Source organism: Ensifer sp., from assembly GCF_035999185.1.
GTDB lineage: Bacteria > Pseudomonadota > Alphaproteobacteria > Rhizobiales > Rhizobiaceae > Ensifer.
Window position 1 is genome coordinate 75578 of the sequence record NZ_DASYHB010000101.1, and the last position, 24205, is coordinate 99782.

Here is a 24205-nt window from a genome sequence, read left to right on the forward strand (position 1 = left end):
CTGATCGAACCCTCATCGTAGGATCGGAGCGCTGTGCGCCCACCGCGGGAGGTGTTGATGAAGCGTGTCGTCGCCGGACTGTTTGCTCTGTTGGTCTTTGTGGCCAGTCTCCTGCCTGCGCTTGCCGAAAGCGGTCGCCCGCCGACCTTCGAGCAGATGCTGGCCCGCGCGGACAACGGCGATCCCGAGGCACAGGTCAATGTCGGCATGCGTTACCAGACAGGCGATGGGGTGACCCGCGACGCGATGAAGGCGATCGGCTGGTACCGGAAGGCGGCCGAGAAGGGCAACGCTAAAGCCCGGTTCTATTTGGGCACACTCTATTTTTCCGGCGCCGACGGCGTGAAGCAGAACTATGCCGAAGCTGCCCGTTGGCTTCGCCTGGCAGCGCAACAGCAATCACCGGGTGCCGATTACAATCTCGGAGTGCTCTACGAGCAGGGGCTGGGCGTTGCGAAGGACGAAACCCAGGCGGCGTTGCATTACAGGCAGGCAGCCGATGCGGGCTATTCGCTGGCGCAATTCAATCTGGCGATCATGTTGCAGCAGGGGCGCGGCACGGCGCGCGATGATGCGGCGGCGATCGGCTGGTACAGGAAGGCGGCCGAACAGGGGCTTGCCGCCGCCGCGCACAATCTCGCCCTGGCCTACGTTCACGGGACCGGCACGCCGAAAGACGAAAAGGAAGCCTATCGGCTGATGTCGCGGGCGGCGATCGCAGGACACGAAAGCGCCCAATACAATCTCGGCTACATGTACGAAAAGGGGATAGGCGTCGAGCGCAACGACGCGGAGGCCATGCGCTGGTACCTGCGCTCGGCCGAGCAGGGAAATACGCAGGCACAGGTGAATGCCGGCAAGCGCTACTTCGATCCAGCGATGGGACGACCGGACTACCGGCAAGGCTTGCGCCTGCTGCGCGCGGCGGCAGAGAGGAACCATCCGGCCGCGCAATATCTGCTGTGCGGCATCTATTCGCGCCCGATCGGCGTTGGCCGCGATGACCGGGAGGCGCTGACCTGGTGCCGCAAGGCGGCCGATCAAGGCGTGGCGGAGGCGCAAGCCGATCTTGCGACGTTCTACATTCTTGGCCGTGGCGTAGGGAGGGACGATGCGACTGGGTTCAATTGGTTTCTGAAGGCCGCGAGGCTCGGGTATCCGAAGGCGCAGATGAATGCCGGCGTGATGTATCTCGAAGGCAGGGGCGTTGCCCAGGACTACGGCGAGGCCGAGCGCTGGTTCCGGCTCCTGGCCGACCGCGGCGACCCGTCCGGGCAATTCAATCTGGCGCTTATGTATGCCGATGGCCGCGGTGTCGATAAGGACGACGAGGAAGCGGCACGGCTTTACACGCTTGCCGCCGAGCAAGGCTACGCGGTCGCCCAGAACAATCTCGGCATGGCCTATCTCAACGGTATCGGGGTCCCGCTCGATCCGGTCGCGGCCGTCTCGTGGTTTCGCAAGTCCGCCGAACAGGGCTTTGCGGACGGTCAACTCAACCTCGGCATCTCCTATGCCAAGGGCGTAGGAGTAGCGCAGGATCTGTCGGAAGCCGCGAAATGGTACCTGAAGGCCGCAGCCCAAGGAAAGGCGGAGGCGCAACAGGGGCTCAACGCACTGCCGAGTGCGTACCGCGGTTCCGATCCGCCCTAGTCGGCCAGTGGAGAACGCTCGGCACCGATGCTGAGGCCGGTCACCTTCTCGACGAAATCGGCGATTGTCGTGGTGTCGTCGAGGTCGAAGACCGGCAGGTCGGCGTCCGTGACCGTGTGGTCGGCGGCGATGGCGCAGATGTGCGGATCAACAGGCGCCAGCGGTTCGCGGTTTGCCGATTCCAGACGGCGTGCCTCGATCTTCGGGATCGGCTCGCGCTTGTAGCCTTCGATGAGCACGAGATCGCAAGGCGCGAGCCGCGCGAGGATCTCCTCGAAGCTTGGCTCCGGCCCACCGCGCAATTCGTGCATGATTGCAAAACGCGTGCCGGAGACGATCGTCACCTCGTGGGCGCCGGCCTCGCGGTGGCGGTAGCTGTCGGCGCCGACCTTGTCGATGTCGAAATCGTGGTGGGCGTGCTTGACCGTCGAAACCACATAGCCGCGCCGTGTCAATTCGCTGACAAGCCGCACCATCAGCCCGGTCTTGCCCGAGTTCTTCCAGCCGGCAATGCCGAAGATCTTTCTATCCGTCATACGGCGCTGTCCTTGAAAAGCCTCAGCCACTCCTCCGCATCCTTCAGATCATCCGGTGTGTTGACGTTGAAGAACGCATCGAACGCGCCCTTTGGCGTCGCGAGCAGTGGAAAGTCGACCGTAACCGACGGATGGCGCTCGATGAAGGCACGCACGCGACGCTTCGGATCGCTGGTGAGCCATGCCTCCAGATCGTCGGCGAGCGCTACGGGCCAGAGCGCGAACAGCGGGTGCATCTGGCTATCGGATGCTGCCACCGCAATCTGCTGGCGCTCTGTCATGGCGCCTGCGAGCCGGCGGACAAGGTCAGCCGGGAAGAACGGTGTATCAGTCGGGACGACGACGACATGGGAGGCTTCCGGTGCGGTTGTTGTGGCGTAGCGCATGGCCGTGAGCACACCCGCGAGTGGCCCGAGGAAGCCCGGCACGGTATCGGCTATGATAGCCGATGTTCCGGCAATTGCTTCGGTCGGCTCAGTGTTGAGGTTGATGGCGATGCTTGTGACCTGCGGCTGGAGCCGAGCGATGATCAGCGACAGCATCGTCTGTCCGCCGAGCCTTAGGTCGGACTTCGGGCTGCCCATGCGGCGCGACAGTCCGCCGGCGAGGATGACGCCGGGCAGGGGTGCGCTGATCAGCGGCGTGGGACTGGTTTCCAGCATCGGATCTCCTATTCGAGCGGGCCGGTCAGCGAGCGCTGGGCGACGGCCTTCCGGCCGCGCAGGGTCTCTCGGTAGAAGGTGTAGAGGCCCGAACTGATGATAACGGCGACACCCACCAGCATCCACGCATCAGGCACTTCGGCAAAGAAGAAGATGCCGATCGCGATCGACCAGATGAGGCTGGTGTAGCGGAAGGGGGCGATCACCGAGATGTCGCCGGCACGCATCGCCAACACGATCGTCTGGTAGCCGAGCATCAGAAGAACGCTGGCGGCGGCGATATGGCTGAACGACGTCGTCGACATCGGCTGCCATCCGCCCATCGGCACGATCAGGACGGCGCCGACGATGGTGGTCACAAGCGAGGTGGAGACGGTGATGTAGAGCGACGGCACGTCATGGCCGATCCGGCGGGTGCAGAGGTCGCGGGTCGCAGTGACGAAGACGCAGGCAACGACCGTAAGGGCGGCCGGCGTAAAACCCTCCGGGCCGGGACGGAGCACGATCAAGACGCCGATGAAACCGGCGACGATCGCCGTCCAGCGCCGCCAGCCGACCGGCTCGCCGAGAAACAGGGCCGCGCCGAGCGTGACGGCCAGAGGCAGCGCCTGCATGATTGCCGAGGCGTTGGCGAGCGGGATCTGGCCAAGTGCTGTGATATAGGTGACCGAGGCGAGCGCTTCCATCGCGATGCGCACCAGGATCACCGGCCGCATCAGCGTGCCGAGCGGTCGGAAGGCGCGAAAATGCCAGGCGGCAATCACCACCATCATCGTCGTCAGCAGCCCGCGCACGAAAATGATCTGGCCCACGTTCATCGCGCCGGTCACGGATTTTACGAGTGCGTCGTTGCAGGAGAACGTGACCATCGCCAGGCACATGAAAAGAATGCCGCGAAAATTGGTGGAGGCTTGCATGCTGGCTGTCCTGCAGCGCCGGACGATTGTCCGCCGGCGGATGGGGAGGCGAATCCATGGGTGGATCGCCCAATGTTTAAGCATTGGCCGCCGCCTTGTGCAAACGACATCGCATGACACGGCGGCATTTCTTCTTTTTCAAGTAGAGCGGATGCCCGCAGGCGAGATCCTTCGCCCGAAAGACTGTCTCCCGACCGGTAAACCGGCGCGATCGTTCATGCATTTATTCGCGGAATCTTAAGTTTCGCTGCCTATCGTCGCCACAATTCCGCATCCATTCGCATGACGCGATCGGCGGGGTGGCGCCGCGATAAAACCTTGCAGGGTGGCCATTCCAGGGTTGTTTTCCGAGGCTTGGGAGAGACCTCGGCGAAACAATCCGTCGGTGTTTCGCCAAGAACAAACCGCCGCGCGGGCCTGCTTCCCATAAGAATAATCAGGGGTGCGCAATGTCTATTATCGATCGCCTGCTGCAACGCTTGCGAATCGTCACGAAGGTTCTGCTCTTCGTGGTTCCGCTGGTCGCGCTGATAGCCGGTATCGGCCTCATCGGCTTTTTCACCGCCCGCACGCTCAACGGCCATATGACCGTGACGCGGGAAACCATCAACAACCTCTCGGATTTCCAGGCGCTGCGCAGCGCGCTGCAGGCCTTTGCCGATCAGCCGGGCGAAGACACGCGCGCCGCACTTGCAAGCCAGATCGACGAGCAGGAAAGCGGTGTCAAGGCGCTCGACGGCCTGTTGACCCGTGCTGAGGACAAGGCCGAAATCGCCTCGGTCCTGGCGCTCGGCGAGACGATGCGCGGCCAGACGGAAAAACTCTGGGCGACGAAGCTTGCAAGAGACCAGGTCACGGCCTCGCTCGAGGCGGCACTCACCGACATGACCGCGCAGGGCAACAGCGCCTACAAGCAGATCGACATCATCCGCAAGGAGTCCGGCGAAAAGGAAGCCTTCGCCAAGGCGCTGCTTTTCGATGCCGCCGCCTATCAGGGGCTTGCCGAGCGGATCAAGAAGTTTCGCCTGCCGGTGACGATGGCCGTCAATCCGGACGCCAAGGTCGACCAGGCCGGCAAGCTCTTGCCACATCTGCTGAAGCAGATCGACGAGGCCGAAAAGATCGCTTCGGAAAAGGTGCAGGCGCCGATCGCGGAACTGAAGGGCCAGGCGCAGAAGGTGCAGGCGATCCTTGCTGGTGCTGACGACAACGAAGCGAAGAAGAACGCGTTCGTGCCGATCCTCAGCAAGTTCTCCAAATACGAGGCCGACTTTGCCAAGGAGGCCGCGAAGAATTCGGACACGGCAGCCAAGCGCTTCGTCGGCATGGATGCCGAAATCTCGCAGCTGAAGACGCTGATCGCGCTGATGGGTGACACCTTCAAGGGCCTCGACACCACGCGCCTGCATATCAGCGAGCTGCATCGCAAGCTCGACAGCGCAGGACGCGATCACGTGATCGCGGATATCAACGCGGTTCGCGAAACGGCAGGAAAGCTCGCCGAACTCGGCGGCAAGAACGCGGCACTGCGCGACCTGCCCGCCAAACTCGGCCCCGCGCTCGAGAACATCGATAAGGACACCGCGGCATTGATCGATGTCGGCGGCCGCTGGCAGGCGGCCAAGAACGAAGCATTCGCCTTCGTCGCCGATGCCAGCACGACGCTCGAAAGCTTCGTCAGCAGCGCACAGGAAGCCGGCAAGGTCGACAGCCAGCGCTCGGCCGACGTCTCGATCGTCGCGATGATCGCCGGCACGCTGCTTTCCATCATTGGTGGCCTGATGCTGGTCGAGACGCTGCGTGGTCCGTTGAAGCGCGTGACGGAGACGATGACGCGGCTTGCCAATGGCGATCTCGAGGTTGCCATCGAGGGCCGCAACCGCGGCGACGAGATCGGCGACATGGTCCGTTCGGTCGCCGTCTTCCGCGACAACGCGGTTGAGAACGTGCGACTGGGACGCGAGGCTGAAGCCGCACGCGTGCTGTCGGCCGAGGAAGAAGCCCGCCGTGCCGCCGAACGCGCCCGGATCGAAGCCGAGCAAATGCAGGCGCTGAATGCGCTTTCGGACGTGCTGGCAGCGCTTGCCGACGGCGATCTCGAAGAAGGCATGTCCGAAGACCTGCCGGCCGATTACGTGATCATGGCGCGCACCTACAACAATGCCGTCGAGGCTCTGCGTGCGACGCTCTCGGATGTGCGGATCGTGACCGGTGAAATCACCGGTGGTACCGGCAATCTTGCCTCGTCAGCCGACGATCTCGCCCGCCGCACCGAGCAGCAGGCGGCAGCCCTGGAGGAAAGCTCGCGGGCCCTTCGGCAACTGACGGACATCGTGCGGGCAACCGCCGAGAGCGCCCGAAAGACGACGGTCTCGGTCGGCGAAACAAACTCCTATGCCCAGCATTCCGGCCAGGTGGTTGCCAAGGCAATTGATGCGATGGCCGAGATCAACCGCTCGTCGGAGAAGATCAGCACGATCATCGGCGTCATCGACGAGATCGCCTTCCAGACCAACCTCCTTGCTCTCAACGCCGGCGTCGAGGCGGCGCGGGCAGGCGAGGCGGGTCGTGGCTTCGCCGTCGTGGCGCAGGAAGTGCGCGAGCTCGCCCAGCGTTGCGCAGGTGCTGCCCGCGAGATCAAGGGGTTGATCTCCGAAAGCTCGGCACAGGTCAGAAGCGGCGTGGCGCTTGTCCAGGAAACCGGTGATGCGCTCACCGTCATCAACAGTCACATCACCACGATCCACGACCTGGTCAGCAACATCGAGGCGTCGGCCGCAGACCAGTACACCGGTCTCAACGAGGTGAACTCCGCCGTCCACGAGGTCGAGCTGATTACCCAGCAGAACGCTGCGATGGTCGAGGAAAACACCGCCGAGATCCATGGTCTTCGCCGCCAGGTCGAAGCGCTCAACGAAAAGATCGAGCGCTTCCGCACGGGTACTGAAGGCGCGGGTGCGCAGGGGCGGGGTCGCTTCGGCTACGCCGCCTGAGCAACGCGTTGCAGTCGTCGCTATGGCTATCGACGCACCTGCAATCTTAAGACCTGCCCCTCACGCTAACTCTCTCCCGGCAAACGGGGAGAGGGGATGTGCCCTCCGCCAAACAGGCCATCCAGGCAGTCGGAAAGCACAAGCTGCTGACGGTTCCACGCGAGTACGTGGGGACACGAAAGTGTTCCCCACATCCCTTCTCCCCAACTGCGCGGAGAAGGTGCCGGCAGGCGGTTGAGGGGCCGCCTGCCGGTTGTTGTTTCAAAGTCTGGAACTGGCTAGATCAGCCGCCGGTGACGCTCATGTGGCGGGCGACGGCGGGGCGGTTGTGGTCGCGGTCGATGATGAAGTCGTGGCCCTTCGGCTTGCGGCCGATCGCTTCGTCGATCACCTGGCTCAGATAGGCGTCATCGTCGGAGGCGCGCAGGGCCGTGCGCAAATCGGCGGCGTCGTTCTGGCCGAGGCACATGTAGAGTGTTCCGGTGCAGGTGAGGCGCACGCGGTTGCAGCTCTCGCAGAAATTATGGGTCATCGGTGTGATGAGGCCCAATCGTCCGCCGGTCTCTGCGACTTGCAGGTAGCGGGCCGGACCACCGGTCCGGTATGGGATATCCGAGAACGTGAAGCTCTCCTCAAGCTGCCTGCGCATCTCGGAAAGCGGCATGTAGTGGTCGGTGCGATCTTCCTCGATCTCACCCATCGGCATGGTCTCGATCAGCGTCAGATCCATGCCGCGGCCGTGCGTCCAGCGCATCAGATCCGGGATCTCCTGGTCGTTGAAGCCCTTGAGCGCGACCGCGTTGATCTTGATCTTCAGGCCGGCTGCCTGGGCAGCGTCGATGCCTTCCAACACTTTGGCAAGGTCGCCCCAGCGGGTGATCTGATGGAATTTTGCAGGGTCGAGCGTGTCGAGCGAAACGTTGATGCGCTTGACGCCGCACTCGGCCAGTTCGGCAGCATGCTTTGCCAGCTGCGAGCCATTGGTCGTCAGCGTCAGCTCGTCGAGCCGCCCGGCCTCGATCTCCTTGCCGAGCTCACGCACCAGAAACATGATGTTCTTGCGCACCAGCGGTTCGCCGCCGGTAAGCCTCAGCTTGCGCACGCCCTTCTCGATGAAGGCGGAACAGAGCCGCTGCAGTTCCTCGAGCGTCAGCAAGTCTTTCTTCGGCAGGAAGGTCATGTGTTCCGCCATGCAATAGGTGCAGCGGAAATCGCAGCGATCGGTGACGGACACGCGCAGATAGGTGATCGCCCGCCCGAAGGGGTCGATCATCGGGGCGGTTTTCTGCTCAAGCGGCAGGGCGCCAAGTCGGTTTATCGTCGCGGTGTTCAAACGTCTTTCTCCCAGCCCTTTCAATGTCGTCGCAGAGAATGGTCGCGTCAAGGCGCATACTGTCGCAAAGTGTTGATCGGAAGAGACGGGTAATTCTCCAAGGCCGATTTCTGCGCTAGTGGATATCCGCCGTCATGCATGCATACAACGGCGAAGGAACGGCACCGAGTTTGCCGTGCGCGAACGGGAGCACTCGACATGAGCGAAATCTGGCCGACTGAACTCAGGGTGTCGAAGGATCGCCACCGTCTTGTCGTCACCTTCAACGATAGCGCGTCCTTCGATCTGTCGGCCGAAATGCTGCGCGTGCTTTCGCCGTCGGCCGAGGTGCAGGGGCATGGCCCCGGGCAGCGGGTGACCGTGCCCGGCAAGCGCAATGTACAGATCATTTCGGTCCAGCCAACCGGCAACTATGCGGTGCGCATCGGCTTCGACGACTTCCATGACACCGGAATCTTCACCTGGACCTATCTGCGCGAGCTCGGCGAAAAGGGCGCGGATCTGTTTGCCGCCTACGAGCAGGAACTTGCGGACAAGGGTATGTCGCGCGACAAGGCGGAAAAGCCGCGTTGACGACTGTTGCGCCGGGCGTGCCTGACGCTTGATCCGCTCGGGATCGATCGCAGGCAGTCGCCCGTGTCAGGCCAGTTCGTCTTCCTCCTTAAGGAGAAGGCCGATCAGCCGTTCCATGGATCGGGCGACCACCAGGCAGTCGTCGATCGGCTCGTCATCGAGCAATCTTTCAATCAGCGCGGTGTGGATCTTCATTGCGGCCTCGGTCAGCGTCCGGCCCTCCGACGTCAGCGACAACCTGAGCACCCGTTTGTCCTTCTCGTCACCGCGGCGCAGGATCAGCCCGCGCTTTTCCAGGTGCGGCAACAGCATGCTCATGTTGGAGCGGCCAACCAGCAGCTTACGTGCCAGTGCCTGCTGCGAAATGCCGTCGAACCGGTAGAGATTGATCAGGATATCGAGATGCGGCGGCTTGATGTCGAGATGGGCTATCTCGCGGGTCACCGTCTGCTGCATCAGTTGGCAGGCACGGGCAACCGCGATCCAGCTGCGGAAGCGGGGGTGGTCCCAGGGAAAATGATGTTCTGTCGTCACTTGATTTTTGTTCATCGTTGTACAATTATGTTCAGCATTGAACATATCTAGAGATTCTCACTATGGCACCCTTTGCGATCAAGGTCATCCGCAACGCGCTGAAAGGCGTTGCTGTATTCTCGCCCGAGGCAGCCGGCCGGCTCGCTTTCAAGCTCTTCAGCGTGACGCCTTCGCGAAAGCCGAAGAATGCCAAGGAAAGGGCGGCACTTGCCGCTGCGGCTCCCATCATCGCCAGGGGGCATCCGGTCACGCTTTCCTACGCCGGGGGTTGGGTGCTCGCACGCCAGTTCGCTCCGACGCGTGAGGCGGCCAACACGAAGCGGATCCTGCTCGTCCACGGCTGGGGATCGCGTAGCGACTATCTGGCCGCGATGATCGACGGTCTGGTGAAAGGCGGATCCGAGGTGGTCACGCTCGACTGGCCGGGACATGGCGGCTCGCCGGGGCGCACGCTCACCATGCCGGCGGCCGTCAGGGCGATCGATGCCGCCTGGCGGCATTTCGGCGGTTTCGACGTTTGCGTCGGCCACTCATTCGGCGGCGGCAGCCTGGCTTGCGCGGCCGGTGGCATCGTCTGTGATGTGCACAGCCATGTGGCAAAGAAGCTCGTCTTGATCGGCGCACCAAGCGAGATGACCTGGCTTTTCAAAGGCTTCGGGAAAGTTCTTCGTCTCGCGCCGAAGACCCAGGATGCTTTCGAGGGCGTTGTCGAACGTCTTTCCGGTCGCCGCCTGGAGGACTTCGACGCCGCGCGCGTCGTCGGCGCTCGCGGCGTTCCGACGCTCGTCATTCATGCCGAGGATGACAAGGAGGTCTCGGCCGATCATGCACGCCGCTACGCGGCGGCCGGACCGAATGTCGAAATGTACTGGGCCAACGGCCTTGGCCATCGCCGCATCGTTTCAGCTGCTCCGGTGATCGCGCGCATCAACGCGTTCATACACGCACAGGATCAAAAAGCCGCCGCCTGACCCTCTTTCGTTACTGCCGTCATCAGGCTGTCATGCTATCGGTCGAAGGGACGATTGAGCCCGTGCCCGCGAGAGCGGGGCGCGGGAGTAGCCAGGCAGCATCGGAGGACAGCATGTCGGTCATCACCTCGGTCGAGGAACTCAACACGCTCTATGGCGGCGTCAGCGAGGCGTCGGTGGCCAAGGTCACCAAGGCGCTGACAGCGGAGTACCGGCAGATGATCGAGGCGTCGCCCTTCTGCGCGCTTGCGACCGTCGGGCCGGAAGGGCTCGATTGCTCGCCGCGAGGCGACGACGACTGCGTGGTCCGGATCGCCGATGACAGGACCGTGCTTCTGCCCGACTGGCGCGGCAACAACCGCGTTGATTCGCTTGCCAATATCGTGCGTGACCCGCGCGTGGCGCTGATGTTCCTGATCCCCGGCTCGACCACGACGATGCGCATCAACGGCAAGGCGGTTCTCAGTGTCGATCCGCAATTGACCGGGAGTTTCGAGGTTGACGGCAAGCATCCGCGCAGCGTCATCGTCGTCACTATCGGCGAGGTCTATTTCCAATGCGCCCGGGCGGTCATGCGCGCGCAGCTGTGGAACCCCGATCGCTTTCTTGATCCGGCGTCGTTGCCGACACCGGGCACACTGCTCAAGGCCGCCAAGGCGGACTTCGATCGCGAGACATACGATCGCGAATGGCCCGAGCGCGCTGCCAAGACCATGTGGTAGGCTGCGGCCGGGCTGATCCCGACGGTCGCCCATGTGCGGGGCGAGACCTGTGGAGGCGAGGATGCGGCGGCGGCAAGGTCTAGGTCTGGGAGGTGCACTTCTGCTCGCGCTTCTGGCCGGCAAGCTGTCAGCCGCCGAGCCAGGCCTGTCGGAGAAGCTTGGCCTGCTGGCTGCGGCCTACCCTGACGCTATCGAGCGGATCGACGGCAATGCGATGGTCCTCAGCGATGGCGGGCCGCCGATCATCATCGACGATGGCAGGAAGAAGAGCCATGCCGAGAAACTGGCCGCGGCGGACATCGAGGACAGCCTTTCGCAGATCTATCCTCTGGGGGCCTGTGCCCGGCCGCCGGCAGTCGATTTCGACCCGGGGCGCATTCGCAGCGAAGCGCTCATGAAACGGCTCTATGGAGGCAGTGCTGCCGCTGTCAGGCGTGATCTCGTGGCCGTGGACTGGTTCGGCGAGCGGGTGCGGGTCACGAAGAATGGAACGGCGGCGGCGCTGAAGGCAGTGGCTGCCGAGCTTTCACAGCATGCCGAATTCCAGCGCTACGTCACTCCAAGTGCCGGCACTTTCAACTGGCGACCGATCGCCGGCGCCGCCACGCTGTCGGTCCACAGCTTCGGGGCGGCCATCGATCTGAACACCGGCTTTGCGGACTATTGGCGTTGGGCCGGGAAGGGAGCGCGCGGCTACCGTAACCGCTATCCGCTTGGTATCGTCGAGATCTTCGAGAAGCACGGTTTCATCTGGGGTGGCCGCTGGTATCATTTCGATACAATGCATTTCGAGTACAGGCCGGAACTGATTGCAATCGGGCGGCTTGCCGGTGCCAGCGCCTGTTCCCGTTAACGACCGCTCGAGGGGCACCGATCCACGAAGTGCGTCTGCCGACGCCGGAACGACAAAGGCGCCCGAAGGGGCGCCTGATGTCGATCGTGACGGCAAGACATGCCGGCCCTGATCAGCGCCGGTAGATCAGCCAGTTGCGCCCGGATTCCTTGCGCATGCCGTCTTCAAACAGCACCGTCTTGTTGCGGCCGGCATTCTTGGCCGAATAGAGCGCGATATCCGCCTTGTTGTAGAGATCGACCGGATCCTCGGCCGCGGTTGCCATGCAGACGCCGACTGAGAGCGTGATCGGGCCGTAGTTGACGCCGGTCTTGGAGTTGCGGAACGGCGTCGAGGCAAGCACCGTGCGGATGCGATCGGCGATCTGGAGGCATTCTTCCTGGGTGCTGTCGCCAAGGATGATGGCGAATTCCTCGCCACCAGTGCGCGCGACGAAGGCTTCGCGACGCAGGTTGGCACGCAGAACGCCGCCAACGGTCGCCAGGATCTTGTCGCCGACCGGATGGCCGAAGGTGTCGTTGACCTTCTTGAAATGGTCGATGTCGGCAACGAGCAGGCCGGTGAAATTCTTCAAGTGCTCGTTGTTGTAGACGGCCGCCAGGTTGTCGTCGAAGGCGCGGCGGTTGGCGAGCCGTGTGAGCGAATCGGTGTTGGCGATGCGCTTGTACTCGTCGAGTTCCTGCCGGATGACTTCCATCTCGAAGGACTTCTGGACGACGGTTTCGACCCGCTCCTTGCCCTGGCTCATCGTCTCGGCTGTGGCTTCGGTCAGAATGCCGATCGCATTGCGCAGGATGTCGGCGCTGGATGCGTTCTTGCTGACGATGTTGACATAGGCCTCGTCGAGGACCTTGTTGTAGTTCTCGAGCGCGTATTGTTCGTCTCTGAGCAGAGTGACGAGTTCGGCAAGCTTGGCCGTCAGCGTCGTGTGGGCGCGCTCGATGCCGTGCGATCGATGGATGTGGCTGAAGTACTGGGCGCCGATCGCATCCAGCTCTTCCTGGGTCGCGCGGCTTCCGAGCGCTGCCAGTTCCTTGGAAAGCTGCGGGTTCGAGCCGAGATAGGCTTCGTAATAAAGTTCGTAGTTTCGGGGGATGGGGGCTACGCCCATCATCCGCATCGCATGGGTCACCTGCGCTGCGATATCGGGCGTCTGAGACTTGCCCGAGCTTGCCGTTTGCATGTGCAAACCCCCTAATATTATTCGGTGCTTACTGCTTGTTATTTTTAGGGGCAAATGATTTGCGAAGTCTTAATATTTGCCGCCGCCGTGTGTCGCGCAACGTTTGGGTGTATTCAAATTCACCCTGAAGTTGTACGTTTGAGGCTTGAAACCACGGCGCCGTTGAAGCGCCGTGGTGTGTCAAAATGGGTCAGGCCGGGCTGATCATCGTTTCCGGGCGGACAACCGCGTCGAACTCTTCGTTCGTCACGTAGCCGCCGCCGACTGCTTCTTCACGCAGCGTCGTGCCGTTCTTGTGGGCGGTCTTGGCGATCTTGGCGGCATTGTCGTAGCCGATCTTCGGAGCCAGCGCCGTCACCAGCATCAGCGAGCGGTCGAGTGCTGCCTTGATGTTGTCTTCGCGTGCTTCGATGCCGACGACGCAATTGTCGGTGAAGGAGACGGCCGCGTCCGAAAGCAGCTGGACCGACTGAAGGAAGTTGTAGGCCATCAGCGGGTTGAAGACGTTGAGCTCGAAATGGCCCTGGCTGCCGGCAAAGGTCAGCGCCGCGTTGTTGCCGAAGACCTGGACGCAGACCTGGGTCAGCGCTTCGCACTGGGTCGGGTTGACCTTGCCCGGCATGATCGACGAGCCGGGCTCGTTCTCCGGCAGCGACAGTTCGCCCAGGCCGGAACGCGGGCCGGAGCCGAGGAATCGGATGTCGTTGGCGATCTTGAAGAGGGCGGCTGCCGTCGCATTGATCGCGCCGTGGCTGAAGACCATGGAGTCGTGAGCGGCCAGCGCCTCGAACTTGTTCGGCGCCGAGGTAAACGCGATGCCGGTGATCTTGGCGATCTCGTCCGCAACCTGCTCGGCAAAGCCGACGGGTGCGTTGAGGCCGGTACCGACGGCCGTGCCGCCCTGGGCGAGCTCGCAAAGACCGGGGAGCGTCATCTCGATACGCTTGATCGAGGAGGCGACCTGGGCGGCGTAGCCAGAGAATTCCTGGCCGAGCGTCAACGGCGTTGCGTCCTGGGTGTGGGTGCGGCCGATCTTGATGATGTGGTCGAACGCCTTGACCTTGGCTTCGAGCGCCTTGTGCAGGTGCTTCAGTGCCGGCAGCAGGTCATGGATCACGCGCTCGGCGCAGGCGATGTGCATGGCCGTCGGGTAGGTGTCGTTCGACGACTGGCTCATGTTGACGTGGTCGTTCGGATGCACCGGCTTCTTCGAGCCCATGACACCGCCCATGAGTTCGATGGCGCGGTTGGAGATGACCTCGTTGGCGTTCATGTTCGACTGCGTGCCGGAGCCGGTCTGCCAGACGACGAGCGGGAAATGGTCGTTGAGCTTGCCGTCGATGACTTCCTGCGATGCCTTGACGATGGCATCGGCGACGGTCGAATCCAGACGGCCGAGCGCCTGGTTGGTGCGGGCGGCGGCCTGCTTGACGATGCCGAGCGCCCGGACGATCGAGGCCGGCTGCTTTTCCCAACCGATTTTGAAGTTGCCGAGCGAACGCTGGGCCTGGGCGCCCCAATAGCGGTCGTTTGCCACTTCGATGGGGCCGAACGTATCTGTTTCCGTGCGCGTCGATGTCATCGTGATACCTGCCTTGATCATGCGGTTCATGAAGTCTGGGCGAGGGGCGGGATGGCGCACCTCCCCAGCGTGTCGGGGCTCTCTCTGCCCCGGCTGCCGAAGCTTGTAAAGAGGTCGGGCACGGCTTGCCATGCTACAATCGTTTGAAAGGCGGCGGTGTCGCGGCGTGCATGGCGGCCGGCAGTGATTCGAACCTTGTCCGCGACTTTGCCTGTTGTGATGTTTCGGTCACAGGCGCCGTCTTCTTTTGCCGTATCTGAAAGACGCTGGGGCCGGCTGGCGCGCCTCCGGCAAAATAAAATCCATTCGGATCAAATTTTTATGGCCGTCCGGACGTCTTTAGAATGAGGTGTTTTCGAGCCTCGGGAGAGACATTTGAGAGCGGCAGACGTCGGCGCGTTTCCTTTTCATTCACCATCCTTTTCTATAACTTTCGCTGCACGAGGGCGTGGCGAGAATCTGGCTTCAGTCGAATTCGGCGACAACGCGATACGGGGACGTAGTTTCATATGAGAGTTATTAAGACGGCAGCGATTGTGGCGCTCATGAGCGGCTGTGCGATCGCGACCATGGATGCGCGGCCGGCTTCGGCCTTCACGTTCGGCGATTTCATCCGGGCTGGCCGCAAGAAGCCTGAATCTCAGCAGGCCCAGCCGACCGAGCAATTGCCGGGTGTGGGCGCGGGCACGATGGTCGATCCGCAGCAGAACGCGGCCAAGCCGCTGCCGAAGGTGACCGGCCCCAAATATTACACCTACAAGGCGGAGCCGCTGCGCCGCATCTCGACCGACAAGTTGCTTGATCCGGTCGTCACCGGCTCGGTGCGCAACGAGGCGCTGCCGCCGATGCTGCGCGCGCCGCTGGCCGATGCCCGTCAGTTCCTGCCGGAAATCAATGTTCGCGCTTCGGGCGACGTCGCCAAGGCCGTCGAAGCCCATTATGGCGCGCGCATGGATTACATCTGGATCGGCGCCGAAGGCGTGAACGCCAAGGCAAAGGCGGCAGTCGCCGTTCTCGCCGATGCCGCCAAGGTCGGTCTCGACCCGCAGGACTACGCCGTTACGGTGCCCTCCGATACGTTCGATCGCGGCGACATGATCGCGCGGGAAAAAGAGCTGCTGCAGTTCGAGATCTCGCTTTCCGCCGCAACGCTGACCTATGTCCAGGACACGGTGCGCGGCCGCATCGATCCCAACAAGATCTCCGGCTACCACGATTTCAAGCGCAAGACGGTTGCGCTCGCGCCGCTTCTCGACAAGTTGTCGGCCGGCAGCGACGTGGCGACGCTCCTCAACGACCAGAACCCGAAGAGCGCGCAGTTTGCGGCCCTCTCGGTCGAGCTTGAAAAGCTGCGGTCGGAGCAGGGCACCGAACAGCGCGTCGAAATCGCGCCGGACACGCTCTTGAAGCCGGGCCAGAGCAATCCTGAGCTTGCCAACATCGTCGCCGGTATCCGCCTCAAGGGCTCCGAGGCGCTGAAGACAGAGCACGCCGCGGTGCTTGCCGCCTACCAGGGCACGCCGGAATATACGCCGGAACTGGTGACGGTGGTCGAGGCCTTCCAGAAGGAACATGGCCTGAAGGCGGATGGCGTCGTTGGGCAGGCCTCGCTGCGCATTCTGACCGGTGGCGACACGATCGCGGCCAAGATCAACAAGCTCGAAGTCGCCATGGAGCAGGCGCGCTGGCTGCCGGACGGTCTTGGCGACCGCTATGTCTTCATCAACCAGCCGGCGTTTACCGCGACCTACACGGACAAGGGGGCCGAACAGTTCTCCATGCGTGTCGTCGTCGGCTCGAAGACGAACCAGACCTACTTCTTTGAGGACGAGATCCAGACCGTCGAGGTCAATCCTTACTGGGGCGTGCCGCAGTCGATCATCGTCAATGAAATGCTGCCGAAGCTCAGAAACGACCCGAATTATCTGGATCGCATGGGTTACCAGGTCGAGGTCGGTGGTCGTCCGGTTCCCTCGTCGTCGGTCAACTGGTACGGCTCGACCGCATCGGTTGCGGTGCGTCAGCCGCCAAGCAGCGACAATGCGCTGGGCGAGTTGAAGATCCTCTTCCCCAACAGCCATGCGATCTACATGCATGACACCCCGTCGAAGAGCTTCTTCAACCGCGACAACCGCGCGCTGAGCCACGGTTGCGTGCGCCTTGCCGATCCGCGGCGCATGGCGGCAGCCGTGCTCGGCACGAGCATCGACGATGTCGGCAAGGAGATTGCCGGCGGACGCAACAAGGCGCTGCAGGTTCCGGTCAAGGTTCCTGTTTACGTCGCCTATTTCACCGCCTGGCCGAACAAGGACGGCGTCGTGCAGTACTTCAACGACGTGTACGAGCGCGACATGTACATGAACCGCGCTTTCGAGGCGACGCGAAACGCCCGCGGGGCGGAAGGCTGAGTCCGCAAAGCAACCAAAAGAAAAGGCCGCTTCGAGCGGCCTTTTTTGTGTCTGCTATTTCCTGTCGAACAGGTCGTTGACTAGGGTCGGCGTCAGTTCGTCGAAGTGGCGAATGACGACTGTCGGATCGAGGCTTTCGACGGGAACGTCGGAATAGCCGAAGGGAACCGCGATCGACGGTACGGAGGCGTTGCGGGCAACGAGCATGTCGTTGAGGCTGTCTCCGACCATCACGGAACGCTCGGCCGTTCCGCCGGCATTGGCAATCGTACGCAGCAGGTGATCGGCGTTCGGCTTGCGGATTTCGAAGGTGTCGCCACCGGATATGGCGGCAAAGCGGTCGATCAGGCCAAGGCGTTCCAGCAGTCGCGTTGCCAGTCCCTCGGGCTTGTTGGTGCACACGGCCAGCTTGAAGCCGGCGCCCGAGAGACGGTCGAGCGCATCGACGGTGCCCGGATAGGGTCGCGAATCGCCCGGCATCGAGCCGTGATAGAATTCGACGAACTCCTTGAGTTGGCGATCGAGCAGCGCCTCATCAAGCGGTTTTTGGCGCAGCGCAAAAGTGCGCTCGATCATGGCGCGCGCGCCATGACCGACAAGATGCGTCAGGTCGCTAAAGGTGACCGGTTCGATCCCGACCTGCGTGACCGCATGGTTGAGGCTGGCGACGAGGTCCGGGGCCGTATCGACAAGCGTTCCGTCAAGATCGAAGACGACAATAGGAGAAGACACCGAAATACCTCGCAACAGCGCAAACGTTGCAGTCCGGGTAGGCGAAGTCACCAAAGAATGCAATGGAAAGTACAGGCTCGGATGCGCGCGGAATCCTCTGTAGTGATTTCATTTTGACTTTTGTTTGCCTCGTCGGGCGTGTAAGTGTCTGAGCGGAAATCGGGCGGCCGTTCGCTGTTTGCAGCTAAATCGACCGTCGGAATCACGTTGATCGTGAGAAGTACTAGGGGAGCGACCGGCGCATGGACGCCCGCGAAATGAAAATCAAAGCCGCGGCCGCGGCGCTCGAATATGTCGAAGACGGCATGCGTCTCGGTATCGGTACGGGTTCGACGGCCGAGGAATTTGTCCGCCTGCTCGCCGAGAAGGTTGCAGCCGGCTATCGCATCGAGGGCGTTCCCACCTCGGAACGCACCGCCCGTCTCTGCCTCGAACTCGGCGTGCCGCTGAAGTCGCTGGACGAGCTGCCGGAGCTCGACCTGACGATCGATGGTGCCGACGAGGTCGACCATCAGCTACGGTTGATCAAGGGCGGCGGCGGCGCATTGCTGCGCGAAAAGATCGTCGCCAGCGCTTCCAAGCGGATGATCGTGATTGCCGACGAATCGAAGGTCGTCGATGTCCTCGGCGCGTTCAAGCTGCCGATCGAGATCAATCCGTTCGGTCAGGTAGCCACGCGGATTGCGATCGAAAAGCTCGCCTCGCGCCTCGGACTTTCGGGCGAAATCGCGGTGCGTCAGTCCCATGACGGGGCGTTCATGACCGACGGTGGACACCTCATTCTCGATGCATCTTTTGGCCGTATTCCTAATGCAGATGCGCTCGCAGGAGAGCTGAATGCCATTCCCGGCGTGGTCGAGCACGGGCTGTTCATCAACATCGCGTCGCTGGCAATCATTGCCGGGCCGGAAGAGGCACGCATTCTGACCGCGTCCTGAGCCGGCTTCCAATGCTCCGTGAGGGGCAGGGAGCGGTTAAAATACAACAGGTTTCCACACGTGCGGCCTGGCGGCGGAAATCGCCCGGGCTGTATGCGACAAACACAGGAGCAAGGGTAAAAATGAACAAACTCGCAGGTCTTGTCCGCACATTCGCTGCCACTGCGGTTCTGCTTTCCGCATCCGTTCCGGCGGTTAAGGCGCAGGACGTCTCCGAAGACCAGATCAAGGCCGCGCGCGCGACGATTGCTGCGCTCGGCGTGACCAACAGCTTCGACAACATCCTGCCGAACCTGGCCGAGCGTCTGAAGAACACGCTGATCCAGGCATCGCCGAACCATCAGGAACTGATCACCGCCACGGTCGACGACAAGGCGCTCGCCCTTGCTGCGCGCCGTGCCGATCTCGAGCATGAAGCGGCAACGATCTACGCCAAGACCTTCTCGCTGGAAGAGCTGAACGCGATCACCGATTTCTACAACTCGGCCGCCGGCAAGAAGCTCTTGAACGACGGCCCGATCGCCTCGCGCGAACTGCTGAAGGCTGCCGACATCTGGGCATCGGGCGTCTCGCGTGACCTGACCCAGGAAGCCACCAAGTCGCTCGACGACAAGGTCGGCGCGACCTCGCCGGCAGCAACCGAAGGCGCCGTGCAGGTTCCGGCGCAGTAATCGATCGTCTGAGAACGATCACGTTTCGATGAGCCCGGAGCGATCCGGGCTTTTCTTTTGCGGGGAGGCACCACTATATGTGCCCTTCGGCGCGGGCACTTCGCTCCGCGCCGCCTGCGTGCTGACCGCCCGATTGTTCGGCGCGCCTTCCAATTCGCCATATCGGCCCGATTGCTTTCAGGAGACTGCCCATGCCCGCTTTCGACTATGACCTCTTCGTAATCGGTGGCGGTTCCGGCGGCGTCAGGGCTGGGCGTGTGGCGGCGAGCCTCGGCAAGAAGGTCGCGATCGCCGAAGAGTTCCGCTACGGCGGCACCTGCGTCATCCGCGGCTGCGTGCCGAAGAAGCTCTACGTCTACGCCTCGCAGTTTTCCGAACATTTCGAGGACGCCGCCGGTTTCGGCTGGTCGGTCGGCGAGAGCCGCTTCGACTGGAAAAAGCTCGTTGCCGCCAAGGAGCAGGAGATCACCCGGCTCGAAGGGCTCTACCAGAAGGGCCTCAACAACGCCGGCGCCGAGATCCTGCATACCCGCGCCGAACTCGTCGGTCCGAACTCCATCCGTCTTCTCGACAGCGGCCGGACGGTGACGGCCGAGCGCATCGTGATCGCCGTTGGCGGTCATCCGACGCCGCACGACGCGCTGCCCGGGCACGAGCACTGCATTTCCTCGAACGAAGCGTTCGACCTTGCCGAGCTGCCGAAGTCGATCCTGATTGCCGGCGGCGGCTATATCGCCGTCGAATTCGCCAACGTCTTCCATGGTCTCGGCGTCGAGACGACGCTGATCTATCGCGGCAAGGAAATCCTGTCGCGCTTCGACCAGGACCTGCGCCGCGGGCTGCATGCAGCCATGGAAGGAAAGGGGATCCGCATCCTCTGCGAGGACATCATCCAGTCGGTTTCCCTCGATGCCGAGGGACGACGCGTTGCGCAGACGAAGAAGCATGGTGAAATCGTCGCCGACCAGGTCATGCTGGCGCTCGGCCGCGTTCCGAACACTAAGGGGCTTGGCCTGGAAGCGGCTGGTGTCAAGACCGATGAGCGCGGCGCAATCGTCGTCGATGCGTTCTCGCGTACCAGCGCGCCAGGTGTTTACGCACTCGGCGACGTCACCGACCGCGTGCAGCTGACGCCGGTCGCGATCCATGAAGCGATGTGCTTCATCGAAACGGAATACAAGAACAACCCGGTGTCGCCCGACCACGATCTGATCGCCACCGCGGTCTTCTCGCAGCCGGAGATCGGCACCGTCGGCCTGACCGAAGAGGAGGCAGCGCGCCGCTTCGACGAGCTTGAGGTCTACCGTGCCGAGTTCCGGCCGATGAAGGCGACGCTCTCGGGACGCAAGGAAAAGATGATCATGAAGCTCATCGTCAACGCCGCCGACCGCAAGGTTCTCGGTGCCCATATCCTTGGCCACGACGCCGGTGAAATGGCGCAGCTGCTCGGCATTTCGCTGAAGGCCGGCTGCACCAAGGACGATTTCGACCGGACGATGGCGGTGCACCCGACGGCAGCCGAAGAACTGGTGACGATGTATTCGCCATCCTACCGCATCCGCAAGGGCGAGCGGGTCTGAACGTCGGGTACGTCCGCGATCCCTGCTTTTCCGGTGAAGGGCGGCAGGCGGCCTGACGGTGCCGTTGACGGGATGAACGAATAGCCTTTGTCGGCGTATCGGGTCCTGTCCTCAGACACCGCCGTAAAGGCGAGGGGCGCTTCTATCCCGTTGAAACTGCGCATCATTCTTTCGGGATGATGCGCCTTTCTTTCGGGAACGTGCGTCGGCCGGATATATCCTTGCGCCTGACGCGGCCTGCAAAGCAATGAAATCTGGTCGTATGGCTTTCCAAGCCATTGCTTAACGTCTATAAGCCCGCATTCCGCGGCGTTTCTGTCTCCATTGGGGTGAAGGACGCGCGTATGATGAGTGAAATTTCCGAATACCGGGCGGCTCCATTTGGCCGTCAGGGCGAGACCCGCGCGGATGGTTCCGCGGCAGACAACAGGTGATCGAAATGGCACAGACTTGGACTCCAAACAGCTGGCGGCAGAAACCCATCCAGCAGGTGCCGGACTATCCGGACCTGGCAGCGCTTGAGGCGACCGAAGCGCGCCTCGCGAAGTATCCGCCGCTGGTTTTTGCGGGTGAAGCACGCCGTCTGAAGAGCGCTCTTGCCAATGTTGCCGAAGGCCGCGGCTTCCTGCTGCAGGGCGGCGACTGCGCCGAGAGCTTCGCCGAACATGGTGCCGACACGATCCGTGACTTCTTCCGCGCCTTCCTGCAGATGGCCGTCGTGCTCACCTTCGGCGCACAGCAGCCGGTGGTGAAGGTCGGCCGTATCGCCGGCCAGTTCGCCAAGCCGCGCTCCTCGGGCATTGAGAAGCAGGGTGACGTGACGCTGCCGTCCTACCGCGGCGACATCATCAACGGCATCGAGTTCACCGAGGAAGCGCGCATTCCGAACCCGGAGCGCCAGATCATGGCTTACCGCCAGTCGGCCGCGACGCTGAACCTTCTGCGCGCCTTCGCCATGGGCGGCTATGCCAACCTCGACAACGTGCACCAGTGGATGCTCGGCTTCGTCAAGGACAGCCCGCAGGCGGAGCGTTACCGCAAGCTCGCTGACCGCATTTCCGAAACCATGGATTTCATGAAGGCGATCGGCATCACCTCGGAAAACCATCCGAGCCTGCGCGAAACCGATTTCTTCACGAGCCATGAGGCGCTGCTGCTCGGTTACGAGCAGGCGCTGACGCGCGTCGATTCGACGTCGGGCGATTGGTACGCCACGTCAGGTCACATGATCTGGATCGGCGACCGTACCCGCCAGCCCGACCATGCGCATATCGAGTACTGCCGCGGCATCAAGAACCCGCTCGGTCTCAAGTGCGGCCCGTCGCTGACGGGCGACGGCCTGCTGGAGCTGATCGACCTGCTCAACCCGGCCAACGAAGCCGGCCGTCTGACGCTGATCTGCCGCTTCGGTCATGACAAGGTGGCCGAGCATCTGCCGCGCCTCATCCGTGCGGTCGAGCGCGAAGGCAAGAAGGTGGTCTGGTCGTGCGACCCGATGCACGGCAACACGATCACGCTCAACAACTACAAGACCCGTCCGTTCGAGCGGATCCTGTCGGAAGTCGAAAGCTTCTTCCAGATCCATCGCGCGGAAGGTTCGCATCCGGGCGGCATCCACATCGAGATGACCGGCAACGACGTCACCGAATGCACGGGCGGCGCCCGCGCGCTTTCGGGCGACGACCTGGCCGACCGCTACCACACGCACTGCGATCCGCGTCTCAACGCCGACCAGGCGCTGGAACTTGCCTTCCTGCTTGCCGAGCGCATGAAGGGCGGTCGCGACGAGAAGAAGATGGTCGTCAACGGCTGATCTAAATCTCTGGCATCGTTCAGGTTTTCTGAACGTCGTTTGGGAGTTTTGAATTTGACAATGCCGGGTCGGCTCTGGAAGCTGGCCCGGCATTTTCGTGTCTGGAGCACAGGCCGGCGCAGGTCAGCGGGTGCAGCGCCACGCGCCATGAGAACGTGATGCATGACGATAGGATATAGGGAGGGAAGCGATGCAGGACGTTCATGCGGGAAGTTGCCTCTGCGGGGCCGTGCGGTTCAAGGCGCGCGGCGAGTTGCGCGAGCTGATCTACTGTCACTGCAGCCAATGCCGGAAGCAGACCGGCCTCTACTACGCCGCGACGAATATCCAGAACGACGGCCTGGAGGTCGAGGGAGCGGACGCCATCACGTGGTACCGGGCAAGCGACAGCGCCAGCCGTGGTTTCTGCCGGCACTGCGGCTCGGCGCTTTTCTGGAAGGGCGATGGGCAGGGGTACACATCGATCATGGCCGGCGCCTTCGAGAACCCGACCGGTCTGAAGTCGGGCTACCACATCTTTTGCGCCGATCAGGGCGACTTCTACGAGATCAAGGACGACTTGCCGAAGTTTGCAGCCGGGCGTGTCTGACCGCTCGCTGCTTAAGGGTCGCCCGAGACTTGTAGCTCGGCCTGCTGGAAGCCATTGGCAAGACCCGCAAGCTTGACCGCCTGCCAGTCACAGTATTCGTCGATCAGGCGCTCACTCAGCCAGAACTTGCCACGCTGGCCGTCGGCCGGCCTGCCCAGCAGCCCGGCGTCCTGCGCACGCGTGAAGATGCGGCGGATATGCGTGTTCGAGATCATGTAGTGGGCGGCGAGGTCCGTCAGGTTGGCCTCGACCCAGACCTTACCATCGACCGGATCGAGGCTAGTGGGGCGCGACATCAGATCGTCGAGCAGCAGACCGCCGCACTCCGTCCAAACGAATGTTGCCACGCCCTCGGGCGGCTCGCTCCACCGGCGGTCCGACAACAGGAGACGCGCTGCGATCGGTTGTGCGCGTTGAAAGAGGGCAGGGTTATTTTCAACCTGTTGGACGCGACCCTTGCCGTCGAAGCGGTCCAGCGTTCCCATCTGGCTTGTGAACCAGCGCAACATCGCGCCCTCGCTGATCTCGGTCGGCTCCAGCGGGCGGATCTTCTTTCTCGCACGACCACCTTCGGCGTCGCGCAGCAATTTGTACGTCAACAGCTCGGCGATGAAGGCGGCTGCGGTGTTGCGACTTGCGCCGCCCGTCTCATGGACGAATTTCAGAAGGCGCGCCGTCGTGATCCCGGTCTCGGGGTGTTCGGGATCACGCTCGAGATGCAGGGCGTATATCGCCTGGCTGAGCGTCCACTTCTGGTGGGAGGCGACGAGGCGAGCGACACGCGGGAAGCTGTCATAGGCCGCCATGAGGTCGCGCGCGCTCGCCTGCAGGTTTGCGCGAAAGCTCCGGTGCTGAAGAAAATCGTCCTTGGTAAAGGCGAGCGATTGGTCCCGCTCGACGCTCTTTTGCTCTGCCACGACATGCATCTGCTGCGCACACCCCCGATGCTCGCGCGGCCCGCT

Annotated in this window: 21 protein-coding genes; 12 read left to right on the forward strand and 9 right to left on the reverse strand. The window is 62.6% G+C overall.

Features of this window, described 5'->3' with window-relative positions; translation table 11 throughout:
- Window positions 1–57: 57 nt before the first annotated feature.
- On the forward strand, window positions 58–1653 hold the full coding sequence (locus VGO04_RS10990) for a tetratricopeptide repeat protein (protein ID WP_327495991.1): 1596 nt from the start codon (window positions 58–60) through the stop codon (window positions 1651–1653).
- Here VGO04_RS10990 and mobB read toward each other — a convergent pair.
- The 3 genes from mobB to VGO04_RS11005 are packed head-to-tail and all read right to left on the reverse strand — an operon-like array spanning window position 1650 to window position 3768.
- Complete coding sequence (mobB, locus tag VGO04_RS10995) at window positions 1650–2189, reverse strand: molybdopterin-guanine dinucleotide biosynthesis protein B (RefSeq protein ID WP_327495992.1); 540 nt, start codon at window positions 2187–2189, stop codon at window positions 1650–1652. The genes VGO04_RS10990 and mobB overlap by 4 nt on opposite strands.
- Window positions 2186–2851, reverse strand: coding sequence for a molybdenum cofactor guanylyltransferase MobA (gene mobA / locus VGO04_RS11000; protein ID WP_327495993.1), 666 nt, complete (start codon window positions 2849–2851; stop codon window positions 2186–2188). Before mobA ends, mobB begins: the two co-directional genes overlap by 4 nt.
- An 8-nt stretch (window positions 2852–2859) precedes the next feature.
- Window positions 2860–3768 (reverse strand): DMT family transporter, encoded by a 909-nt coding sequence (locus tag VGO04_RS11005; protein ID WP_327495994.1) that lies wholly within the window; start codon window positions 3766–3768, stop codon window positions 2860–2862.
- Window positions 3769–4217: 449 nt separating this feature from the next.
- Between VGO04_RS11005 and VGO04_RS11010 the strand changes: the two genes are divergently transcribed.
- The gene (locus VGO04_RS11010; protein WP_327495995.1) at window positions 4218–6761 is read left to right on the forward strand and encodes a HAMP domain-containing methyl-accepting chemotaxis protein; all 2544 of its coding nucleotides are present in this window, start codon (window positions 4218–4220) and stop codon (window positions 6759–6761) included.
- A 283-nt stretch (window positions 6762–7044) separates the two neighbouring features.
- Here the strand turns inward: VGO04_RS11010 and moaA are convergent, their stop codons facing one another.
- Window positions 7045–8034 carry a GTP 3',8-cyclase MoaA gene (gene moaA, locus VGO04_RS11015; protein ID WP_414650533.1) on the reverse strand — a complete coding sequence of 330 codons (990 nt, stop codon included), beginning with the start codon at window positions 8032–8034 and terminating at the stop codon, window positions 7045–7047.
- A 258-nt stretch (window positions 8035–8292) separates the two neighbouring features.
- Here moaA and VGO04_RS11020 point away from each other — a divergent pair, with 258 nt between their 5' ends.
- Window positions 8293–8667, forward strand: a complete 375-nt coding sequence (locus tag VGO04_RS11020; protein ID WP_327495997.1) for a DUF971 domain-containing protein — start codon at window positions 8293–8295, stop codon at window positions 8665–8667.
- Window positions 8668–8733: 66 nt separating this feature from the next.
- Here the strand turns inward: VGO04_RS11020 and VGO04_RS11025 are convergent, their stop codons facing one another.
- Complete coding sequence (locus tag VGO04_RS11025; protein WP_327495998.1) at window positions 8734–9216, reverse strand: MarR family winged helix-turn-helix transcriptional regulator; 483 nt, start codon at window positions 9214–9216, stop codon at window positions 8734–8736.
- Window positions 9217–9263: 47 nt separating this feature from the next.
- Between VGO04_RS11025 and VGO04_RS11030 the strand changes: the two genes are divergently transcribed.
- The 3 genes from VGO04_RS11030 to VGO04_RS11040 all read left to right on the forward strand — a co-directional run bounded on the left by VGO04_RS11030 (window position 9264) and on the right by VGO04_RS11040 (window position 11747).
- On the forward strand, window positions 9264–10172 hold the full coding sequence (locus VGO04_RS11030; protein ID WP_327495999.1) for an alpha/beta fold hydrolase: 909 nt from the start codon (window positions 9264–9266) through the stop codon (window positions 10170–10172).
- Between the two features lie 113 nt (window positions 10173–10285).
- Window positions 10286–10894, forward strand: coding sequence for a pyridoxamine 5'-phosphate oxidase family protein (locus VGO04_RS11035; RefSeq protein WP_327496000.1), 609 nt, complete (start codon window positions 10286–10288; stop codon window positions 10892–10894).
- A gap of 61 nt (window positions 10895–10955) precedes the next feature.
- Entirely contained in the window at window positions 10956–11747 is a 792-nt protein-coding gene (locus VGO04_RS11040; RefSeq protein WP_327496001.1) for a M15 family metallopeptidase, read from the forward strand.
- Window positions 11748–11859: 112 nt separating this feature from the next.
- On the opposite strand, the gene VGO04_RS11045 is transcribed toward VGO04_RS11040, so the two are convergent.
- Both VGO04_RS11045 and fumC read right to left on the reverse strand, forming a co-directional pair.
- A complete protein-coding gene (locus VGO04_RS11045) occupies window positions 11860–12930 on the reverse strand; it encodes a GGDEF domain-containing protein (protein WP_327496002.1) in 1071 nt (356 codons plus the stop codon).
- Between the two features lie 190 nt (window positions 12931–13120).
- On the reverse strand, window positions 13121–14512 hold the full coding sequence (gene fumC / locus VGO04_RS11050) for a class II fumarate hydratase (protein WP_414650532.1): 1392 nt from the start codon (window positions 14510–14512) through the stop codon (window positions 13121–13123).
- A gap of 509 nt (window positions 14513–15021) precedes the next feature.
- On the opposite strand from fumC, the gene VGO04_RS11055 reads away from it, so the two are divergent.
- Window positions 15022–16920: a murein L,D-transpeptidase gene (locus tag VGO04_RS11055; RefSeq protein ID WP_327496004.1), complete on the forward strand. Its 1899-nt coding sequence runs from the start codon at window positions 15022–15024 to the stop codon at window positions 16918–16920.
- A gap of 54 nt (window positions 16921–16974) precedes the next feature.
- Here VGO04_RS11055 and VGO04_RS11060 read toward each other — a convergent pair whose 3' ends face one another.
- A complete protein-coding gene (locus VGO04_RS11060; protein ID WP_327496005.1) occupies window positions 16975–17652 on the reverse strand; it encodes an HAD family hydrolase in 678 nt (225 codons plus the stop codon).
- Window positions 17653–17894: 242 nt separating this feature from the next.
- On the opposite strand from VGO04_RS11060, the gene rpiA reads away from it, so the two are divergent.
- From rpiA to VGO04_RS11085, 5 genes are all read left to right on the forward strand, one after another.
- The gene (rpiA, locus tag VGO04_RS11065) at window positions 17895–18590 is read left to right on the forward strand and encodes a ribose-5-phosphate isomerase RpiA (RefSeq protein ID WP_327496006.1); all 696 of its coding nucleotides are present in this window, start codon (window positions 17895–17897) and stop codon (window positions 18588–18590) included.
- Between the two features lie 122 nt (window positions 18591–18712).
- Window positions 18713–19261, forward strand: coding sequence for a DUF2059 domain-containing protein (locus tag VGO04_RS11070; protein ID WP_327496007.1), 549 nt, complete (start codon window positions 18713–18715; stop codon window positions 19259–19261).
- A gap of 191 nt (window positions 19262–19452) precedes the next feature.
- Window positions 19453–20841 (forward strand): glutathione-disulfide reductase, encoded by a 1389-nt coding sequence (gene gor, locus VGO04_RS11075; protein WP_327496008.1) that lies wholly within the window; start codon window positions 19453–19455, stop codon window positions 20839–20841.
- A gap of 439 nt (window positions 20842–21280) precedes the next feature.
- Window positions 21281–22654: a class II 3-deoxy-7-phosphoheptulonate synthase gene (locus tag VGO04_RS11080; protein WP_327496009.1), complete on the forward strand. Its 1374-nt coding sequence runs from the start codon at window positions 21281–21283 to the stop codon at window positions 22652–22654.
- Between the two features lie 190 nt (window positions 22655–22844).
- On the forward strand, window positions 22845–23243 hold the full coding sequence (locus VGO04_RS11085) for a GFA family protein (protein WP_327496010.1): 399 nt from the start codon (window positions 22845–22847) through the stop codon (window positions 23241–23243).
- An 11-nt stretch (window positions 23244–23254) separates the two neighbouring features.
- Here VGO04_RS11085 and VGO04_RS11090 read toward each other — a convergent pair whose 3' ends face one another.
- Window positions 23255–24169 (reverse strand): hypothetical protein, encoded by a 915-nt coding sequence (locus VGO04_RS11090; RefSeq protein ID WP_327496019.1) that lies wholly within the window; start codon window positions 24167–24169, stop codon window positions 23255–23257.
- Window positions 24170–24205 lie beyond the last annotated feature (36 nt).

Bases quoted from the DNA above. Each gene is read 5' to 3' on its own strand.
- VGO04_RS11085 (WP_327496010.1), top strand. From the start codon at position 22,845: ATGCAGGACGTTCATGCGGGAAGTTGCCTCTGCGGGGCCGTGCGGTTC.
- VGO04_RS11045 (WP_327496002.1), bottom strand. From the start codon at position 12,930: ATGCAAACGGCAAGCTCGGGCAAGTCTCAGACGCCCGATATCGCAGCG.
- VGO04_RS10990 (WP_327495991.1), top strand. From the start codon at position 58: ATGAAGCGTGTCGTCGCCGGACTGTTTGCTCTGTTGGTCTTTGTGGCC.
- VGO04_RS11030 (WP_327495999.1), top strand. From the start codon at position 9,264: ATGGCACCCTTTGCGATCAAGGTCATCCGCAACGCGCTGAAAGGCGTT.
- VGO04_RS11035 (WP_327496000.1), top strand. From the start codon at position 10,286: ATGTCGGTCATCACCTCGGTCGAGGAACTCAACACGCTCTATGGCGGC.
- mobA (WP_327495993.1), bottom strand. From the start codon at position 2,851: ATGCTGGAAACCAGTCCCACGCCGCTGATCAGCGCACCCCTGCCCGGC.
- VGO04_RS11070 (WP_327496007.1), top strand. From the start codon at position 18,713: ATGAACAAACTCGCAGGTCTTGTCCGCACATTCGCTGCCACTGCGGTT.
- VGO04_RS11055 (WP_327496004.1), top strand. From the start codon at position 15,022: ATGAGAGTTATTAAGACGGCAGCGATTGTGGCGCTCATGAGCGGCTGT.
- VGO04_RS11080 (WP_327496009.1), top strand. From the start codon at position 21,281: ATGGCACAGACTTGGACTCCAAACAGCTGGCGGCAGAAACCCATCCAG.
- gor (WP_327496008.1), top strand. From the start codon at position 19,453: ATGCCCGCTTTCGACTATGACCTCTTCGTAATCGGTGGCGGTTCCGGC.
- VGO04_RS11025 (WP_327495998.1), bottom strand. From the start codon at position 9,216: ATGAACAAAAATCAAGTGACGACAGAACATCATTTTCCCTGGGACCAC.
- VGO04_RS11010 (WP_327495995.1), top strand. From the start codon at position 4,218: ATGTCTATTATCGATCGCCTGCTGCAACGCTTGCGAATCGTCACGAAG.
- VGO04_RS11005 (WP_327495994.1), bottom strand. From the start codon at position 3,768: ATGCAAGCCTCCACCAATTTTCGCGGCATTCTTTTCATGTGCCTGGCG.
- rpiA (WP_327496006.1), top strand. From the start codon at position 17,895: ATGGACGCCCGCGAAATGAAAATCAAAGCCGCGGCCGCGGCGCTCGAA.
- VGO04_RS11020 (WP_327495997.1), top strand. From the start codon at position 8,293: ATGAGCGAAATCTGGCCGACTGAACTCAGGGTGTCGAAGGATCGCCAC.
- mobB (WP_327495992.1), bottom strand. From the start codon at position 2,189: ATGACGGATAGAAAGATCTTCGGCATTGCCGGCTGGAAGAACTCGGGC.
- VGO04_RS11040 (WP_327496001.1), top strand. From the start codon at position 10,956: ATGCGGCGGCGGCAAGGTCTAGGTCTGGGAGGTGCACTTCTGCTCGCG.
- moaA (WP_414650533.1), bottom strand. From the start codon at position 8,034: ATGATCGACCCCTTCGGGCGGGCGATCACCTATCTGCGCGTGTCCGTC.
- VGO04_RS11090 (WP_327496019.1), bottom strand. From the start codon at position 24,169: ATGCATGTCGTGGCAGAGCAAAAGAGCGTCGAGCGGGACCAATCGCTC.
- fumC (WP_414650532.1), bottom strand. From the start codon at position 14,512: ATGACATCGACGCGCACGGAAACAGATACGTTCGGCCCCATCGAAGTG.